Annotated in this window: 12 protein-coding genes; 8 read left to right on the top strand and 4 right to left on the bottom strand. The window is 75.2% G+C overall.

From position 1 onward, the window contains the following. Positions 1-18: 18 nt before the first annotated feature. The 3 genes from egtD to ACGF07_RS21840 all read left to right on the top strand — a co-directional run bounded on the left by egtD (position 19) and on the right by ACGF07_RS21840 (position 4,123). Positions 19-990 carry an L-histidine N(alpha)-methyltransferase gene (gene egtD, locus ACGF07_RS21850; RefSeq protein WP_392901286.1) on the top strand — a complete coding sequence of 324 codons (972 nt, stop codon included), beginning with the start codon at positions 19-21 and terminating at the stop codon, positions 988-990. Positions 991-1,170: 180 nt separating this feature from the next. Beyond that, positions 1,171-2,595 carry a sugar porter family MFS transporter gene (locus ACGF07_RS21845; protein ID WP_350748622.1) on the top strand — a complete coding sequence of 475 codons (1,425 nt, stop codon included), beginning with the start codon at positions 1,171-1,173 and terminating at the stop codon, positions 2,593-2,595. A gap of 139 nt (positions 2,596-2,734) precedes the next feature. Then, positions 2,735-4,123, top strand: coding sequence for a nitric oxide synthase oxygenase (locus ACGF07_RS21840; RefSeq protein WP_392901284.1), 1,389 nt, complete (start codon positions 2,735-2,737; stop codon positions 4,121-4,123). 97 nt (positions 4,124-4,220) lie between these two features. Here the strand turns inward: ACGF07_RS21840 and ACGF07_RS21835 are convergent, their stop codons facing one another. Continuing rightward, positions 4,221-4,904 carry a TetR/AcrR family transcriptional regulator C-terminal domain-containing protein gene (locus tag ACGF07_RS21835; RefSeq protein ID WP_350740181.1) on the bottom strand — a complete coding sequence of 228 codons (684 nt, stop codon included), beginning with the start codon at positions 4,902-4,904 and terminating at the stop codon, positions 4,221-4,223. Between the two features lie 175 nt (positions 4,905-5,079). Here ACGF07_RS21835 and ACGF07_RS21830 point away from each other — a divergent pair, with 175 nt between their 5' ends. The 4 genes from ACGF07_RS21830 to ACGF07_RS21815 all read left to right on the top strand — a co-directional run bounded on the left by ACGF07_RS21830 (position 5,080) and on the right by ACGF07_RS21815 (position 10,249). Then, positions 5,080-6,243, top strand: coding sequence for an acyl-CoA dehydrogenase family protein (locus ACGF07_RS21830; RefSeq protein WP_392901282.1), 1,164 nt, complete (start codon positions 5,080-5,082; stop codon positions 6,241-6,243). Positions 6,244-6,402: 159 nt separating this feature from the next. Beyond that, complete coding sequence (locus ACGF07_RS21825; RefSeq protein WP_350740175.1) at positions 6,403-7,602, top strand: acetyl-CoA C-acyltransferase; 1,200 nt, start codon at positions 6,403-6,405, stop codon at positions 7,600-7,602. Positions 7,603-7,799: 197 nt separating this feature from the next. Beyond that, entirely contained in the window at positions 7,800-8,558 is a 759-nt protein-coding gene (gene fabG, locus ACGF07_RS21820) for a 3-oxoacyl-ACP reductase FabG (RefSeq protein WP_350740172.1), read from the top strand. Positions 8,559-8,845: 287 nt separating this feature from the next. Further along, the gene (locus ACGF07_RS21815; RefSeq protein WP_392901280.1) at positions 8,846-10,249 is read left to right on the top strand and encodes a S8 family serine peptidase; all 1,404 of its coding nucleotides are present in this window, start codon (positions 8,846-8,848) and stop codon (positions 10,247-10,249) included. 160 nt (positions 10,250-10,409) lie between these two features. Here ACGF07_RS21815 and ACGF07_RS21810 read toward each other — a convergent pair whose 3' ends face one another. Beyond that, a complete protein-coding gene (locus tag ACGF07_RS21810) occupies positions 10,410-12,500 on the bottom strand; it encodes a hypothetical protein (protein ID WP_392901279.1) in 2,091 nt (696 codons plus the stop codon). Between the two features lie 368 nt (positions 12,501-12,868). Here ACGF07_RS21810 and ACGF07_RS21805 point away from each other — a divergent pair, with 368 nt between their 5' ends. Further along, the gene (locus ACGF07_RS21805; protein WP_392901277.1) at positions 12,869-13,462 is read left to right on the top strand and encodes a hypothetical protein; all 594 of its coding nucleotides are present in this window, start codon (positions 12,869-12,871) and stop codon (positions 13,460-13,462) included. A 22-nt stretch (positions 13,463-13,484) separates the two neighbouring features. On the opposite strand, the gene ACGF07_RS21800 is transcribed toward ACGF07_RS21805, so the two are convergent. Beyond that, a complete protein-coding gene (locus ACGF07_RS21800; protein ID WP_392901275.1) occupies positions 13,485-17,615 on the bottom strand; it encodes a LysM peptidoglycan-binding domain-containing protein in 4,131 nt (1,376 codons plus the stop codon). Next, positions 17,615-18,073, bottom strand: coding sequence for a hypothetical protein (locus ACGF07_RS21795; RefSeq protein WP_350740155.1), 459 nt, complete (start codon positions 18,071-18,073; stop codon positions 17,615-17,617). Before ACGF07_RS21795 ends, ACGF07_RS21800 begins: the two co-directional genes overlap by 1 nt. Between the last annotated feature and the right edge of the window lie 155 nt (positions 18,074-18,228).

Genomic DNA, 18,228 nt, shown 5'->3' with positions numbered 1-18,228 from the left:
CAGAGGAACCACCCTGTCATGGACACATTCGATCTCACCCGGCTGCTTCCCGCCGACCACTTCAGCACCGCGCTGCGCCACGACGTGCAGCAGGGACTGACCTCCCAGCCCAAGTGGTTGCCGCCCAAGTGGTTCTACGACGCCCGGGGCAGCGAGCTGTTCGAGGAGATCACCCGGCTGCCGGAGTACTACCCGACCCGCGCCGAGCGGGCGATCCTGACCGCCCGGGCCGGCGAGATCGCCGCCGCCACCGGGGCCCGCACCCTCGTCGAGCTGGGTTCCGGCTCCTCCGAGAAGACCCGGCTGCTGCTGGACGCGCTGCGCTCGCTCGGCACCCTGGAGGCGTACGTCCCGGTGGACGTCAGCGAGAGCGCGCTGACCGCGGCCGGCACCGCCCTCGCCGCCGAGTACCCCGGCCTGGCCGTGCACGGCGTGCTGGCCGACTTCACCGCCAAACTGGGGCTGCCCCCGGAGGGCGGCCCCCGCCTGGTCGCCTTCCTCGGCGGCACCGTGGGCAACCTGCTGCCGCCGGAGCGGGCCGCCTTCCTGCGCGGTCTGCGCGCGGCCCTGGACCCGGGCGACTTCCTGCTGCTCGGCACCGACCTGGTCAAGGACCCCGCGGTGCTGGTCGCCGCCTACGACGACGCCTCCGGGGTGACCGCCGAGTTCAACCGCAACGTGCTCAACGTGCTCAACCGCGAACTGGGCGCCGACTTCGACCCGGACGCCTTCGAACACGTCGCCCGCTGGGACGCCGAGCAGGAGTGGATCGAGATGCGGCTGCGCTCACTGCGCTCGCAGACCGTGAAGATCCCGGCGCTGGACCTGCCGGTGAACTTCGACCGGGGCGAGGAGCTGCGCACCGAGGTGTCGGCCAAGTTCCGCCGGGAGCGGGTGGCCGGGGAGCTGGCGTCGGCCGGGCTGCGGCTGACCCACTGGTGGACGGACCCCGAGGGGCGCTTCGGCCTGTCCCTCTCGGCGCCCTCCTGAGCGGCGTCGCGCGATCCCCGGGCCTGCGGAGCGGCCACCGCAGCCCGGGGACGGCTCAATTTGCTTGTTCACCTTACGAATTCTGAGCGACGAACCGAGGCCCCCGATGTACAAGACTTAAACGAACGGGGTTACGATCTCGGCTACCGAGCTCAGCGTTGAGTACCAGGAGTCAAGATCGTGAGCGTCACCCAGAAGCCCTCCGGGGCGGTCGAGGCCCCCGCCCCCGGCCGCCTCGGCTTCGTCGTCTTCATCACCGCGGCAGCGGCACTCGGCGGCTTCCTCTTCGGCTACGACAGCTCCGTGATCAACGGCGCCGTCTCCGGCATCCAGGGGAAGTTCGGCGTCGGCAGCGGCGAGACCGGCCTGATCGTCTCCTCGGCGCTGCTGGGCTCGGCGGTCGGCGCGGCGCTGGCCGGCCGGTTCGCCGACCGCTACGGCCGCATCAAGGTCATGAAGGCGGGCGCGCTGCTGTTCGCCGTCAGCGCCGTCGGCTCGATGCTGCCCTTCTCCCCCTGGGACCTCGCCCTGTGGCGCGTCCTCGGCGGAGCGGCCATCGGCATCGCCTCGGTGATCGCCCCGACCTACATCGCCGAGGTCGCGCCGACCAGGTACCGGGGCCGGCTGGCCTCCTTCCAGCAGGCCGCGATCGTGCTCGGCATCGCGATATCCCAGCTGGTCAACTGGGTGCTGGCGGACGCCGCCGGCGGGGACACCCGCGGCCACCTGCTCGGGCTGGAGGCCTGGCAGTGGATGCTGGGCGTCTGCGTGGTCCCGGCCGCCGTCTACTTCGTGCTCTCCTCGGTGATCCCCGAGTCCCCGCGCTACCTGATCCAGGCCGAGCGCCTGGACGACGCCCGCAAGGTGCTGGCCGAGGTCGAGGGCGAGGGCATCGACACCGACGCCCGGATCGCCGAGATCCAGGCGCTGATCGCCTCCGACCACCGCCCGCGCTTCACCGACCTGCTCGGCGGCCGCTTCGGCCTGCTCCCGATCGTCTGGGTCGGCATCGGCCTGTCGGTCTTCCAGCAGCTCGTCGGCATCAACGTGATCTTCTACTACTCGTCGATCCTGTGGCAGTCGGTCGGCATCGACCAGAGCAACTCGCTGCTGATCAGCTTCATCGGCTCGGTCATCAACATCCTCGGCACCGTGATCGCGATCCTGCTGGTCGACCGGATCGGCCGCAAGCCGCTCGCCCTGATCGGCTCGGCCGGCATGGCCGTCACGCTGGCCGCGGCCGGCTGGGCGTTCTCCTCGGCCACCGGCTCGGGCGACAACGTCTCGCTGCCCGACTTCCAGGGCACCGTCGCCCTGATCGCCGCCAACGCCTTCGTGCTGTTCTTCGCGATGTCCTGGGGCGTGGTCGTCTGGGTGATGCTCGGCGAGATGTTCCCGAACCGGATCCGCGCCGCCGCGCTCTCCGTCGCCGCCTCCGCGCAGTGGATCGCCAACTGGGCGATCACCGTCTCGTTCCCGTCGCTGTCGCGCTGGAACCTCTCGGCGACCTACCTGGTGTACGCGGCCTTCGCGGCGCTGTCGCTCGTCTTCGTGGCGAAGTTCATGCGGGAGACCAAGGGCGTCCGACTCGAGGACATGGGCTGACAGGCCGACCATCGGCTGGTCCTACGGTCGGACCTTCGGCCCCCGCACCCTAGCGCGATCGGCGCGGGTGCGGGGGCCGAATCGTTCACTCCCTGCGGCCGCCCGGCCACCTCCGGTACTCCTGGGCGGCAGGAGGGATGTGTCCTTGATCTTCAACCGGCTTCGCACCCGCAGAACGGCCACCGCCCCGAGCGGCGGCTGCCCCTACGCCCACGCCCACACCCACGGCGGTGCGCCGGGCGCGTTCCCGCCACCGCCCGCCCCGGCGTCCGCGGCGCACCGACCGGTACCGCCGACGCCGGCACCGTCCACCGGCCCTGCCGGACCGAGCGGCGGCCCCGTCGACGACCGCTCCAGCGCTCCGTCCGCCGACCGGACCACCGAGCGGTCCCCGGATCCGCTCGCCGACCCGACCACCGAACCGACCACCGACCGGACCACCGCTCCCTTCACCGATCCGGACCAGGCCGCCGAGTTCGTCCGCCAGTTCCACCGGGAGCAGCCCGCCGCGGGGGACCCGGAGCCGCGGCTGCGCGCCGTCCTGGACGAGATCGACCGCACCGGCACCTACCGCCACACCTCCGCCGAACTCGGCTACGGCGCCAAGCTGGCGTGGCGCAACGCCGCCCGGTGCATCGGCCGGCTCTACTGGCGCAGCCTGGTGGTCCGCGACCTTCGGCACCTCTCCTCGGCCGACGACATCGCCGCCGAGTGCTTCGAGCACCTGCGCGCGGCCGGGAACGGCGGCCGGATCCGCCCGATGGTCTCGGTGTTCGCCCCCGACCGGCCGGGCCGCCCGGCCGCCCGCATCCTCAACCAGCAGCTGGTCCGCTACGCCGGGCACCGGGTCGACGGCGCCGTGGTCGGCGATCCGGCCGGCACCGTGCTCGCCGCCCGGGCCCGTGACCTCGGCTGGAAGTGCGCCGAGGACCGCTTCGAGGTGCTGCCGCTGATCATCCAGGAACGCCCGGGCGAGCGGCCCGTCTGGTACGAGCTGCCGGACGGCACCGCGCTGGAGGTGCCGCTCAGCCACCCGGAGCACCGTTGGTTCGCCGACCTCGGGCTGCGCTGGTACGCGGTGCCCGCCATCAGCGACATGACGTTGGAGATCGGCGGCGTGCGCTACCCCTGCGCACCGTTCAACGGCTGGTACATGGGCACCGAGATCGGCGCCCGCAACCTGGCCGACGCCGACCGCTACGACATGCTCGGCACCGTCGCCGAGCGGCTGGGCCTGGACACCTCCAGCGACCGCACGCTCTGGCGCGACCGCGCGCTGGTCGAGCTCAACATCGCGGTGCTGCACTCCTTCCAGGAGGCGGGGGTGACGATCGCCGACCACCACACCGAGTCGGAGCGCTTCCTCAAGCACGTCGCCCAGGAGAAGCGGCTCGGCCGTCCCACGCCCGCCGACTGGAGCTGGATCGTGCCCCCGGTCTCCGGCGGGCTCACGCCGGTCTACCACCGGTACTACGACCCGGTGGACCCGGCGCAGCGGCCGGCCTTCGTCACCCGCGAGCCCTGGTAGGCCCGCTCCTCGACGCGCACCGGGGCGCCGGGCACGCCGGGCACCCAAACAGCGGGACACCGGGGGCGCCGGGGGTGCCGGGGCACCGCGGCGCCGGCTACGAGGGCGCGGCCAGGCGCTCGAAGCGCACCGCGAGCCCGTCCAGCAGCGCCTCCAGGCCGGTCTCGAAGGCGCCCTCGTCCACCGTCCCGCGGTGCCCGGCGAGCCGGTGCGCCTCACCCAGGTGCGGGTAGTCGGCCGCGTCGTAGACCTCGGCGTCCGCCGGGAAGCCGGCCGCGAAGGAGGCGAGCGCGGAGCCGGTCACGAAGTAGCGCATCAGTGCGCCGATCCGGGTGGCCTGGCCGCGCGGCCACCCGGACTCGACCAGGTGCCCGAAGACGGCGTCGGCCAGCCGCAGTGCGTTGGGCCGACGCCCCGGGCCCTGGGCGAGCACCGGGACGATGTTGGGGTGGGCGGCCAGCGCGGCGCGGTAGGAGCGGGCCCAGTCGCGCAGCGCCTGCGGCCAGGGGGTCGACGGCCGGATCGGGGCGTCGGACGGGCCGGCGGCCGGCGCGGAGCCGTGGAACATCGACAGGTCGACCTCGCCGATGACGCTGTCCACCACCGCGTCCAGCAGCTCGTCCTTGGTGGCGAAGTGGTTGTAGAGCGAGGGCCCGCTGACCGACAGCTCGGTGGCCAGCCGGCGGGTGGAGAGGGCGTCCAACCCCTCCTCGTCGATCAGCCGCAGCGCGGCGGCGACGATGCGCTCGCGGCTGAGCAGCGGGGTGCGCGGACGGGCCATCGCGGCGGTTTCCTCCGGTTCCTCGGGCCGGCTCCTCCGGCCGGGTGGGTGGGGACCGATTCTGGCAGGTGCCCCTTCCCAGCGCGGCCCGCCCGGGGCTACAGTCCCCCCGTAAAAACTTGCAGCGCTAGTTTACCGGCCCGCAGCCGTCGGCGGGCCCGAGTCGGGAGCCGCCGTGAACCTGGAGTTGTCCGAGGAGCAGAGCGCCGTCCGGGACCTCGCCGCCGCCTTCACCGACCGCGAGATCGTGCCGTACGCCGCCGAGTGGGACCGCGCCGAGTCGGTGGACCGGGCCGTCATCGGCAAGCTCGCCGGGGTCGGCTTCCTCGGCCTGACCATCCCCGAGGAGTACGGCGGCAGCGGCGGCGACCACCTCGCCTACTGCCTGGTGCTGGAGGAACTCGGGCGCGGCGACTCGGCCGTCCGCGGGATCGTCTCGGTCTCGCTGGGCCTGGTCGGCAAGTCGATCAACAGCTACGGCACCGAGGAGCAGAAGCGGTACTGGCTGCCCCGGCTCACCTCGGGCGAGGCGCTCGGCTGCTTCGCGCTCACCGAACCCGCTACCGGCTCGGACGCGGCCAACCTCACCACCCGGGCCGTCCGGGACGGCGACGACTGGCTGATCAGCGGCGCCAAGATGTTCATCACCAACGGCACCTGGGCCGACGTCGCGCTGGTCTTCGCCCGCACCGGCGGCAGCGAGCCCGACCAGCAGGGCCACCGGGGCATCACCGCCTTCCTCGTCCCCACCGGGCTGCCCGGCTTCGGCCGCACCACCATCCACGGCAAGCTCGGCCTGCGCGGCCAGGCCACCGCCGAACTCGCCCTGGACGGCGTCCGGGTGCCCGACAGCGCCCGGCTCGGCGAGGTCGGCAAGGGCTTCACGGTGGCGATGGCGGCGCTGGCCAAGGGCCGGATGTCGGTCGCGGCCGGCTGCGTCGGCATCGCCCGGGCCTGCCTGGAGGCCGCCGTCCGGTACGCGGGCGAGCGCGAGCAGTTCGGCCGCCCGATCGCCTCGCACCAGCTCGTCCAGGAACTGCTGGCCGGCATCGCGGTGGACGTCGAGGCCGCCCGGCTGCTCACCTGGAAGGTCGCCGACCACATCGACCGCGGGCTGCCGTTCGCCACCGAGTCCTCAATCGCCAAGCTCCACGCGAGCGAGGCCGCCGTCCGGGCCGCGAACAACGCGCTCCAGGTGTTCGGCGGCTACGGCTTCGTCGACGAGTACCCGGTCGGCAAGTACCTGCGCGACGCGCGGGTGATGACCCTCTACGAGGGCACCAGCCAGATCCACCAGCTGCTCATCGGGCGTGCCCTGACCGGCGTCAACGCCTTCTGACCGGCTCCCCTCCCGGACCTGCCGGCCCGCCCCGCCGCCGGAGTCCCCCGGACCACCCGCAGCCGACCGACGACCACCGGCAACCGACCGCCGCAGCCGACCCGGCTGCCGAAGCCCACCGATCACCAGCTCACCCGATCACCTGATGAGGAGCACGACGTGCGTCCTGTCTACTTCGCCGCCGCCCGCCGCACACCCATCGGCCGGCTGCGCGGAGCGCTCGCCACGGTCCGCCCGGACGACCTCTCGGCCACCGTGCTGCGTGCCCTGCTCTCCGACCTCCCCGCCCTCGACCCGGCCCGGATCGACGACGTCTACTGGGGCGCCGCCAACCAGGCCGGCGAGGACAACCGCAACGCCGCCCGGATGGCCGTCCTGCTGGCCGGCCTGCCGGAGACCGTCCCCGGCGCCACCGTCAACCGGCTCTGCGCCTCCGGCCTGGAGGCCGTCACCCTCGCCGCCCGGGCCATCGGCTCCGGCGAGGCCGACGTGGTGCTGGCCGGCGGCTGCGAGTCGATGACCCGCGCGCCCTTCGTCCTGCCCCGCCCCGACGAGGCGCTGCCGCACCGGATCGAGACCTACGACACCCGGCTCGGCTGGCGGCTCACCAACCCGCGGATGGCGGAGCTGCACGGCGTGCTCAGCATGGGCGAGACCGCCGAGGAGGTCGCGCGCCGGTACGGCATCGACCGGGAGCGCCAGGACGCCTTCGCCCTGCGCAGCCACCAGCGGGCCGCCGCCGCCCGTAAGGACGGGCACTTCGACGCCGAGCTGGTCCCGGTCGAGCGCCCGGACGGCGTGACCGTCGGCCAGGACGAGGGGATCCGCGAGGACACCAGCCTGGAGAAGCTCGCCCGGCTGAAGCCGGCCTTCCGCCCGGACGGCACCGTCACCGCCGGCAACGCCTCGCCGATGAACGACGGCGCGGCCGGGCTGGTCCTGGTCAGCGAGGAGGCGCTGCGCGACCTCGGGCTGCAGCCGCTCGGCCGCTACGTGGCCGGGGCCTCGGCCGGGGTGCACCCGGACGTCATGGGCATCGGCCCGGTGCCGGCCACCCGCAAGGTGCTCGACCGGGCCGGCTGGACCCTCGCCGACCTGGACACCGCCGAGCTCAACGAGGCCTTCGCCGCCCAGGCGCTGGCCTCCGCCGACGGCATCGGCTTCGGCCCGGAGCAGGCCGACGAGCTGGTCAACCCCAGCGGCGGCGCGATCGCCCTCGGCCATCCGCTGGGCGGCTCGGGCGCCCGCATCCTCACCACCCTGCTGCACCGGATGCACCGCACCGGCGCCCGGCGCGGCCTGGCCACGATGTGCGTGGGCGTGGGGCAGGGTACGGCCGTGCTGGTCGAGAACGTCTGACGGGGCCTCCGGTGAGGGAGATCGGCGACGGCGTCCAGCGACGGCGTTCGGCGGGCGACGGCGTTCGGCGGGCGACGGCGTTCGGCGGGCGACGGCGTTCGGCGGGACAGCCCGGCGCGACGGCGTCCGACGCCGTCCGGCGAGGCGGTTCGGGAGGGAGTCCAGTGAGGGAGTTTCCAGTGATCGGAGGAACTGAGATGGCCCGTTTCACGGGGAAGGTCGCCGTGGTGACCGGTGCGGCGCAGGGCATCGGAGCGGCCACCGCCCGGCGGCTGGCGGAGGAGGGCGCGGCGGTCGCCGTGGTCGACCTGACCGCCGAGCGGGCGGCCGGCACGGTCGCCGAGATCACCGCCAAGGGCGGCACGGCCCGGGCGTACGGCTGCGACGTGGCCGACTACGACTCCGTCGAGGCGGTGTTCGCGCGGATCGCGGAGGAACTCGGCGGCCTGCACATCCTGGTGAACAACGCCGGGATCACCCGGGACAACCTGTTCTTCAAGATGCCCAAGGCCGACTGGGACGCGGTGCTGACGGTGAACCTGACCAGCGCGTACAACTGCAGCCACGTGGCGCAGAAGTACATGGTGGCGCAGAAGTACGGGAAGATCGTCTCGCTCAGCTCCCGCTCCGCGCTCGGCAACCGGGGCCAGGCCAACTACGCGGCCGCCAAGGCGGGCATCCAGGGGCTCACGGCGACCCTGGCGATCGAACTCGGACCGTTCAACGTCAACGTCAACGCCGTCGCCCCCGGCTACATCGCAACCGCGATGACCGCGGCCACCGCGGAGCGGGTCGGTGCCACCGCCGAGGACCACCAGGCCGAGGTGGCCGCCCGCACGCCGCTGCGCCGGGTCGGGCAGCCAGAGGAGATCGCCTCGGTGGTGGCCTTCCTGGCCAGCGAGGACGCCTCGTACGTGAGCGGGCAGACGCTGTACGTCAACGGCGGGGCCCGATGAGCTGACGGGGGCTTACCCCGGGCCGGTCAACTGGGTAAACTTGGCCAACTCGGTGAAAACTGTGAACTCGGTGAGCCGTTTCTGACGGGTGATCAGTCCGCCGTCCCAGGTGAGGGGTTACCTTCCCCTGGGACGGCCTTTACCTTTTCGCGTGGCCGAGCATGACCATGCAGTTGGTCGGACTACCCCACCAAATGACTATGGCATGATCATGCGGCAGTCGATGGGATGGCCGGACCGACCCGACCTGACCAAGGCCGGGCCCTGCGTCCCCCTCAAGGAGTCCCATGGGCAGCCCCGCTACCCTCCGCCGCGCCCTGGCTCTGCTCGCCGTGGGGGCAACCGCCCTCACCGCCGGCACCATTGCCGTACCGGCCGTCGGCGCCGCGACCGCCGCCCCCGCGCACGACCTCCCGGGCGTCCACGTCCGCCCGGCCTCGTTCGGCCACCACAACGCCCAGGCGCGCGTCGCGCCGCTGAGCACCACCCAGTGCGTCAGCCAGATCGGCATCCACTGCTACTCGCCGCTGCAGTACCGCAACGCCTACAACCTGAACCCGCTGTACCAGCAGGGCGTCACCGGGAAGGGCCGCACGATCGTCATCGTCGACTCCTTCGGCTCGCCGACCATCCAGCACGACCTGGAGGTCTTCGACAAGCAGTGGGGCATCCCGGACACCCAGGTCGAGGTGAAGAAGTGGGGCAACGTCCCCGTCTTCGACCCGAAGAACCCCGACCACACCGGCTGGGCCGGCGAGACCACCCTGGACGTCGAGTACGCCCACGCGATCGCCCCCGACGCGCACATCATCCTGGTCGAGACCGGCGTCGCCGAGACCGAGGGCACCACCGGTCTGCCCGAGATGATGGACGCCGAGAAGGCCCTCATCAAGGAAGGCCGCGGCGACGTCATCTCGCAGAGCTTCGGCGCCACCGAGAACACCTTCCCGGGCTACGACAAGGGCGACTTCAAGTCGCTGACCGACCTGCGCTACGCCTTCAAGGCCGCCGCCGACCGCAACGTCACCGTGCTCGCCGCCTCCGGCGACAACGGCGCGACCGACGCGCAGGAGAACGGCAGCGACCTGTACCCGTTCAAGGTCAACTCCTGGCCGTCCTCGGACCCGCTGGTCACCTCCGTCGGCGGCACCCAGCTCACCCTGGACGACAACGGCAACCGCACCGCCGCCGACAAGGTGTGGCACGACAAGTCGGGCGCCGGTGGCGGTGGCGTCTCCGGCATCTTCGACCGCCCGTGGTACCAGGCCGGCGTCGCGAACGTCACCGGCAACCACCGCGGCACGCCGGACATCAGCATGAGCGCGGCCGTCGACGGCGCCGCCTGGACCTACGAGTCCTACGACCCGACCGCGGTCGGCTGGCACCTCACCGGCGGCACCAGCGAGGCCACCCCGCTGTTCTCCGGCGTCGTCGCCCTGGCCGACCAGCTCGCCGGCCACCGCCTCGGCCAGCTCAACTGGCGCATGTACGGCCTGAACCTGCTGCCGAGCAAGTGGAGCGGCATCGTCGACGTCAAGGACGGCGACAACGGCTGGAACGGCGTCACCGGCTACAACGCCACCGCGGGCTACGACCTCGCGAGCGGCCTCGGCACCATCGACGGCACCAAGTTCGTCCACGCGCTCGCCGGCGACGTCCAGGGCGACAACGCGCAGGGCGACCAGCGGTAAGCGGTCGTCGCTCCTCGGCGCCTCAAGGACGGCGCCCGGAGCGCCGACGGTCGGCGGCGGACGGCGGACCGCCGCCGGCGGACGGCTGACGGGCGACCACGAACAGCGGGCGGATGACGGATCCGGGATCCGTCATCCGCCCGCTGTTCTCCGTCGTGCGTCAGGCCTGCCCGGCGGCCCCCGACGCGGCGGACAGCTGGGCGAGGTAGCGCTCGGCGGCGCGCAGCTTGCGGCCGTCCGGGCCCGGGAGGTAGGCCCGCATCTCGATGATCTCCGGAGCGATGCGGATGGCCTCCGCGCGGTCGGTGATCGAGCGCCAGCAGGCTTCGGCGTTGGTGGCCGCCTGCTGGGTCTCCGGGTGGGCGCCGCCCTGCGAGCGCAGCAGCGACAGGGCCACCTCGCGGTAGATGTCGGCCGCCTCGGACAGCCGGCCCGCGAGCCGGCACACGTGCGCCCGGACCTGACGCACCTGGAGCACGGGCTCGGAGACGGCCCCGTGCTCGGCGATCGCCTCCAGCTCGAGCGCGAAGGCGAGGTCCGTCGCCGCGGCGTGGTCCCCGGCGTCGGCACTGCGGACGATCCGTCCGATCACCTCGCGGTAGTCCGCCCGGGGCGCACTGGGAGCCGGGGCCCCGGGGGCGTCCGCAGGGGATACGACGGGGGTGCCGACCGGGGTGCCGGCAGGCGTCGGCGGCTGGTCGGCGGGCGCCTCGTCGGCCGGGGTGCGGTCCTTCGGCCCTTCGTCCGTCGGCGCGGCTTCGACCGGCCCGGCCCCGGCAGGTGCGGTCCCGACCGGCGCGGAATCGGCCGGCGCGGAATCGGCCGGGACGGCGTCCCGGGGTCCCTCCACCAGGTCGACCGCCTCCGCAGGCCGAGGCCCGTCCGCGACCTCGACGACTCCGGCGTCCTCGGCAGCACCGACGCCCTCGGCAGCCTCGGCGGCCTCGGGGGCGTCGGCGGCCTCGGCGAGCTCGTCGGCGTCCTGCCCGGCCTCCGGCAGCGGCTCCGACTGCGCCTTGCGCAGCGTCACCCCGGCGGGGCGCGCGGTTCCCGCGACGTCGGCATCGGCCTCGGCCTCGGTGTCGGCCGGGGCCGCCCTGTGCAGGCTCACGTTCGCCGCCTCGTCGGCCGGTTCGCCCGTCTTCGCCAGGCTGACCGGCCGGGCCGGTCGGGGCGGGGTGGGCGGCACACCCGGCTTGATCAGGCTCACCGGGCCCCCCGCCGGGGTCGCGGGCGCCGGCCGCTCGGCCTCGACGTCCTGCGGCCCGGTCCGGCCCGGCAGCGGCGGCGCGAAGGGCACCGCCGACAGCGGCTGCCCCGCCGCGACCTGGTCCGGCCCGGGAGCGGCGTCCGGGACCGCGGTCGAGTCCGCCACCGGCAGCACATCGGCCACCGGCAGTGCGTCGGCCACGGGCACCTCGCCGCGGCGGGCGGTGTTGCGGAAGACCGGGCGGCCCGGGACGTGCGTGGCCAGGATGACCACGTCCGGCCGCAGCACCGAGTACACCTGCTGCCGCAGTTGCTCGGGCGCCAGCACGTCGCCCGCGCCCGGGCGCCCGCCGTGCAGGGCCTCGATCAGGGCGCGGGTGAAGGTGCCGATCTGCTCCGGGTCCGGGCTGACCACGGCCCACAGCGGGATGCCCTCGCTCAGCGGCGAGACGGTGCCCTGGAGGTACGGCCAGGCGTTCTGGTCGGCGCTCAGGTCGGCGATGACCAGGGTCTGCCACTCGGCCGGACGGTGGCTCAGTTCGGCGGCCAGGGCCTGCCAGGGCAGCCCGTCCTGCTTCGAGTCGCGCAGGGTCAGCTGGAGTTGGCCGCCGCGCTTGTCGGCGACCACGTGCCCGCCGAGGTGCACCAGCAGCGGCCCGGGGTGCCGGGAGGCGGCGCGCAGGTGGGCGAGGACGGTGTGCGGGTCGCTGGCGCCGGGCAGGTGGACGGCGTCCACCGCGTCCGCGGCGAGCAGCACCTGCGGCGAGACGGCGGCCAGCATCGCCGACAGCACCGGCGCCTGGGTCGGACCGCCCCGGCCCCAGGTGCGGCGGCCGGCGTTGCCGTACCCGCCCTCGATCACCAGGATCCGCCCGCGCGGCGCCGCGCCCAGGCCGCCCGCAGCGGCGGCCGCACCGCCCGGGGCCGTGAACGGCGGCAGCCCGGCGGCGGGCGTGGCGGAGGACGACCCGGCGGCGGGCCCGGCGGTGCCCGACGGGCCTGCGGCGGGAAGGCCGGTGAGGGTCCATCCGGTCGGCGCCACCGGCGGAGCGGGCGGCACCGGAGCCGGCGCGACCGGCGGCGCCGGGGGTGCCGGCGGGGCGGGCGGCGGCTCGTACAGGGCGGCGGGCCCGGGCGGGTGCTCCTCGGCGGGCAGGCGCGCGGGCGGCGGTACGGCGTCCCAGGGGCCCGAGTCCGCAGTCGGCTCGGGACCTCCGGAAACAGCTGTCGTCTCCGCCATCTTCTGGTCACCGCCCCGCCCCGCCGCTCTCGCGGCGTCTGATGCCCTTGCCTGCGTGGCGCCTGCCACCACGTCCGTGCGCGCCACCCTACGAGATCCGGGCACACCCGATCCAGGCCGGGTACCGATCGGTGCGCCACCCGGCCTGCGGTGCCCGTTATCGTGCCGCCATGACCGGCTCCAGGACGCCCCTGCTCTTCCTCGACGTCGACGGACCGCTGATCCCCTTCGGCGCCCCGCCGCCGGGCGGCTACCCCGTCCACCCGGGCCCGGATGCGGCCGGCAACCCGTTGGTGGACCGGGTCGACCCGGCGCTCGGCCCCCGGTTGCTGGCGCTGCCCTGCGAACTGGTCTGGGCCACCACCTGGTTCGACGAGGCCAACGAGTGCCTCTCGCCCCGGCTGGGACTGCCGCAACTGCCCGTCGTGCACTGGCCGGTGGCCGACGACGGGCCGGAGGGGCAGGACGGGCCCGACCGGCTGGGCGGGCCCGACCGGCTGGGCGGGCAGGGCGGCGAGCCCGGCGGGCTGCACTGGAAGACCCGGGCGCTGGTCGCCCACGCGGCCGGGCGGCCCTTCGCCTGGGTGGACGACGAGATCGCCCCGGCCGACCGCCGCTGGGTCGAGGCCCACTCCGCCGCCCCCGCCCTGCTGCACCGCGTCGACCCCGGAGTCGGCCTCACCGGCGCCGACTTCGCCCTCCTCGACGCCTGGCTGCGCGCCGCCTGCCCGGCCACGCCCCGGGCGGGTGACCGGACGGGGTGACCGGGCCGTCGGCGGATCGGCGCTACGTGCCGGCCAGCAGGTCGCGCAGCAGCGCGACCGTGTCGGCGTCCAGGTCGCGGCCGGTGCGGCGGCTCAGGGCGTCCAAGCGGTTGACGGCGCGCAGGAGTTGGTCCCGGGCGCCGGCCGAGGCGTAGGCGTAGAAGAGGTCCCGGTGCAGCAGCTCGACGTCCGGGGCGACGGCGAGGCCGCGGAAGACGGCGGCCTCGGCGCTGCGGTGGTCCCCGTACTGGAGGCGGCGGGCGGCGAGTTCGTGGGCGGTGTCGACGATCGCGGCGATCATGTCCTGGCGCTCGGCCTCGGCCCAGCCGTACGAGGCGGGCGGGGCCTCGGCGAACGGGGCGCCGCGGACCAGGGCGAGGGCGTGCGCCAGGGCGGCGTCGGCGGTGGCGCTGGTGCTGCGCATGCCGCGCCGGTAGAGGCTGCGGAACTCGTCCCAGTCGCAGGTGACGGCCGGGGCGAAGGCGTAGCCGTCGGTGGTGTCGGTGGCCAGGTAGGCGCGGCCGTCGTCGGAGGCGCCGAACCAGGCCGCCAGGTCGGCGAGTTTGGCCGGGAGCGGGCTCTTGGCGTCGGCCGCCGTGGGGTGCGGTTCCAGGTGGGCGGCGCCGGGGTGCAGGTCGTGGTCCAGGGCGTGGTGGTCGGCGCCGGGCCGCAGCGCGAGGTAGACGGCGAGTTCGGTGAGCCGGGACAGCGCACCGGGTTCGACGGTGCCGAGGGTGCCGGCCACGTCGACCGGGCCGAGCAGCCGGATCCGCGGGGCGTTGCGCGGGGTGTGCGCCTCCGGGGAGCGGAGGATGGCGAGCAGGTCGTCGCTGTCGCTACGACCGGGGGTGGTCCGGGCGACCGGGGCGACGGCGGCCGGTCCGGGCTCCACCTCCGGCGCCGACCGCTCCTCCGTTGCCGCCGGGCGGCCGGCGGCGGGGCCGGGCTCCGGTCGGGCCGGGACGCGCGGGTCGGCACCGGTGGGCGCGGGAGCGCTCTGGTGGGTGGGCACGGGTTCGGGGGGTGCCGGGACGGGTTCGGCCGTCGCCGGGGCGGACGGGCCGGTCGACGGCGCGAGCAGGGGTTGAACGGGCTGGACGGGCTGGACGGGCTGAACGGCCTGGACGGCCGCCGGAGCCTGGTCCGGCGTCGCCTCCACGGCCTCGGAGCCCTCGGACGTCTCGGACGTCCCGGAGGGCTCGGACGTCCCGGACGCCCCGGAGCGCTCGGAGGTCCCGGAGGGCTCGGAGGGCTCGGACGCACCCACCGGAGCCTCCGCGGATCCGGCCGGCCCGCCCGGCAGCCGCAGGTCACGGGTGGCCTCGTCGCCGGGCCCGCCGTTCTCCTGGGCGGTCTGCTGCGCTCCGGTGGCGTGCTCCGTCCCGACGGCCTGCCGCCCCAGACCGTTGGCGGCGAACCGCGCCGGACCGGCCGGGGTGGGAGCGGGCGAGGGCGCCGGGGCCGGGGCGGGGGCGGGCGTCACCGGGTCGGTGCCCGCGAAGGGGCTCGCGCCGGTGCCGATGACGCGGGCCAGCAGTCGGGGCCCGGCGGCCGCACCCGGCGCCTCCCCGCTCGCCCCGCCGGCCCCGCCGGCCCCTCCGCCCTCGGCCGCCTCCACGGCCGGCCCGCCGACGACCGCCAGCACCGGTACGACGGGCGGCAGCTCGGCGGTGTCCGCGTCCTCGTCCGGGTCCGGTCCGAGCCCGGGTCCGTCCAGGGTCCAGGCGGGCGCCGGGTACTGGGTGGTGTCGTCCGCGGCCCGGAGCAGTTCGGCGATCCGGTCGTACTGCTGCCCGTCGAGCCGCTGGAGTTCGACGGTCAGGTGCAGGCCCGGGACGGCGGCCTGACCGGTGGTCGGCAGGGTCCAGCGGGCGACCGGGCCGGTGCCCCGCTCGGGGGCGCGGGTGATGACGGCCACGCAGGTGCGCGGGCGGGCGTCCAGGAGTCGGCCCAGCTCGGCGGGGGTGTCGCCGTCGGGCTGCTGGGCGCAGAGCACGATCTCGGGCACCCAGGACTCGTCGGCCTGCCCCCGGCTGCGCGCCTCGCGCGGGCTGGAGGCCTCGGCGGCGATCAGGGTGGCGCGGGCCTTGGCGGTGCGCGGGCCGAGGGCGGCCAGGGCGGCTTCCAGGGTGGGGTGGCGGTGGACGCGCTCGGCGGCCGGGCCGCTGATCGGCACCTCCTCGGCGAGGTCCACCAGGTGCAGGTGGAGCCGGTCGGCCAGCGGGCTGTGGGCGAGTTCGAGGGCGAGGGTCCGCAGGACGTCGCGGGCGTCGTCGGGGTGTCCGGAGAGGTGGAGCAGCCGGACGGCCTCCAGGTCGGCGAGGACCACCGAGCCGTCGGGCGAGGTGCCGAGGGTGACCAGCGCCGGGTAGGGCGCGGCGGTCTTCCGGGCCTGGGAGGCGCTGAGCAGGTCGCCGGACTCCTCGCTGCACCACCAGACGTTGGCGGCGTGCGCGGCGCGGAACGGCGCGATCGGCGTGGCCGGTCCGGACAGGTGCAGTTCGATGATGTGGCCGGGGGTGATCCGGGCCGCGACGATGGCCGGCAGGCGCTTGCCGCCGCGCACCGTGTTGCGGGCCAGGGTGCGCAGGGCGCGGTCGAGCAGTTCCAGGCCGGGCTGGTCCTGCCGGGCCATCAGCTCGTTCTCGAAGGCGGCGGCCTCGGCGTCGGGCATCGCGATCCGGTGCCGGGGGCGGCGGGCGCGCTGCTGGGTGCCGCGCTTGTGGGCGACGGTGCCGACCATGATGGCGGCGAGCAGGACGCCGACGGTGGAGGCGGCCAGGGCGACGGTGTAGTCGCTGCCGGGTGCCGGGTCGGCGTGCGCGGCGGGGGCGGGTGCCGGCGTGTGGGCGGGTGCCGGCGTCGGTGCGGGGGCGGACTGCGGCGCGGCCGGTGCCGGTGTGCCGGCGGCCGGGGCGGCCGGGGTGGGCGCGGGGGCCGGCGGCTGGGTGGCCGGGGCCTGGGCAGGAGCGGGCGGCTGCCCCGGGGCGGGCTCGGGGGCCGGAGCGGGCGGCTGGGCGGCCGGCGCGGGGGCCTGGGCGGCCGTCCCCGGCACGGTGAGCACCGTGCCCGGTTCCAGTACGTCCGGGTCGGTCAGCCGCTCGCCGTCCGGCGCCTGCACTCCCTTGTTGGCCTCGAAGAGCTTCGGCCAGGCCTCACCGTCCCCCAACTCCCGCTGGGCGATGGCCGACAGGCTGTCCCCGGTCCGGACGGTCACGGTCCGCTGCCCGCCCGCGGCCGGCTCCGTCCCGGACTGCGGAGCCTGCCCGGGGGCCGGGGCCCCGTCCTGACCGGCCGCGGGGGCGGGGGCCGGAGCGGGCGCCTTCGCCTCGTCCGGCTTGGCGTCGCCGGGCATCAGCAGTTCCCAGCCGGGCTGGATCGGCCGGTCCGCGTCGAAGCGGGTGCCCGAATCGTCCATCACCCGGCCGTCGTTGAGCTTGGCGATCTCCACCCAGCGTTCTCCGGAGCCCAGTTGGCGCTCCGCGATGGACCACAGGCTGTCGGCGGGCCGGCTGTCCCGGACGGTGTACGCGGGGTGCTGTTCGGCGGCCGGGCTCAGCGCGGGCGCGGACTGCGCGGCGGGGAGCGCGGCGCGCTGCACGCCCGGGGTCAACTGGGCCTGGGCGACCGGCTGGTGGGTCGGCTCGGACACCGCGGCGAAGGCCGAGCCGGCCACCGGCAGCAGCGCGAGCACCGAGCCGACCAGCCCGGCGGCCAGCCGCTGGCTCCACCCGAACGCCGGGATCCGGCGGGCGATCCGGCCGCGCAGCTGGGCGGGGACCTCGATCAGGACGGACAGCGCGAAGCACGCCCAGGCCAGCCAGCCGACCACCACCAGCAGCCAGAGGAACAGCCGCCCGTCGTCCGGGCTGGTGAGCGCCTCGCCCACACCGCCCGGGGCGACGTCGCCCATCGAGGCGACGGCGTGGGTGCCGTAGAGCAGCAGCGCGGGGACGCCGAGCAGCAGGGCGAGCAGGGTGACCAGTGCGGCGAGCGCCGCGACCAGCGCGCCGCCCCGGCCGCGGCCGGTGGCCCTGCGGTCCCGGGCGGTTCGATCCCCTGCGGTTCGATCACGGTCGTTGCCGGCTCCGCCGGTCCGGCCGCTGCGGGCCGGTGCGGTTCGGGCCTGGTCCTTGGCACGTGGCGCGGCCATCAGTCGGTCTCCGCTTTCTCGACTCCGTGGACGAGGGTCGCACTGCCCTTGCCCGTTACCTTCCGCTGCCCGAGGGCGCCCAGCAGGACCGGCCGGTAGTCGGCCCGCACGGTGACGGTGACGACCTTGCCGTCGCCGGAGAACTCGACGTCCCCGGCCTGCAGCCCGTACAGCCGCAGGTAGGCGTCGGCGGCCTGCTTGACGTACGCCTGCTGGACCTTGAAGCCCTTGCCCTGGAGGACGGCCGCCTGGTCGAGCTGCTGTCCGCCGACGCGGGCGGCCTCCTGGGCGTAGGCGTCGGTGCGCTCGGCGACCCGCAGTCGGCCGCCCGCGTCGATGACCAGGGCGATCACGAGCACGAGGTAGGCCGCGCAGATCGCCACGAAGAGGGCGACCGCGCCGCGGTCCGACCGGCACGGGCCCCGGTACGGCCGCCGGCGCCGCGGTCCGCTCAGCATCCGCATCCCCTCCCCCCGATCCGCACGCTGCCTCCCCACCGGCCCCCACCGGGTGCCACTCGGTGCCGTTGCGTCATCCCCCGAGCGCTCTCCGCTTGCGTTTCCCCCGCGCGGACCGTCCCCAACCCCCCGATCGCCCGGCACGGCCCGCGTGC

It is taken from the genome of Kitasatospora sp. NPDC048194 (assembly GCF_043202455.1).
Lineage (GTDB): Bacteria > Actinomycetota > Actinomycetes > Streptomycetales > Streptomycetaceae > Kitasatospora.
This window is presented reverse-complemented; position numbering and strand designations above follow the sequence as displayed.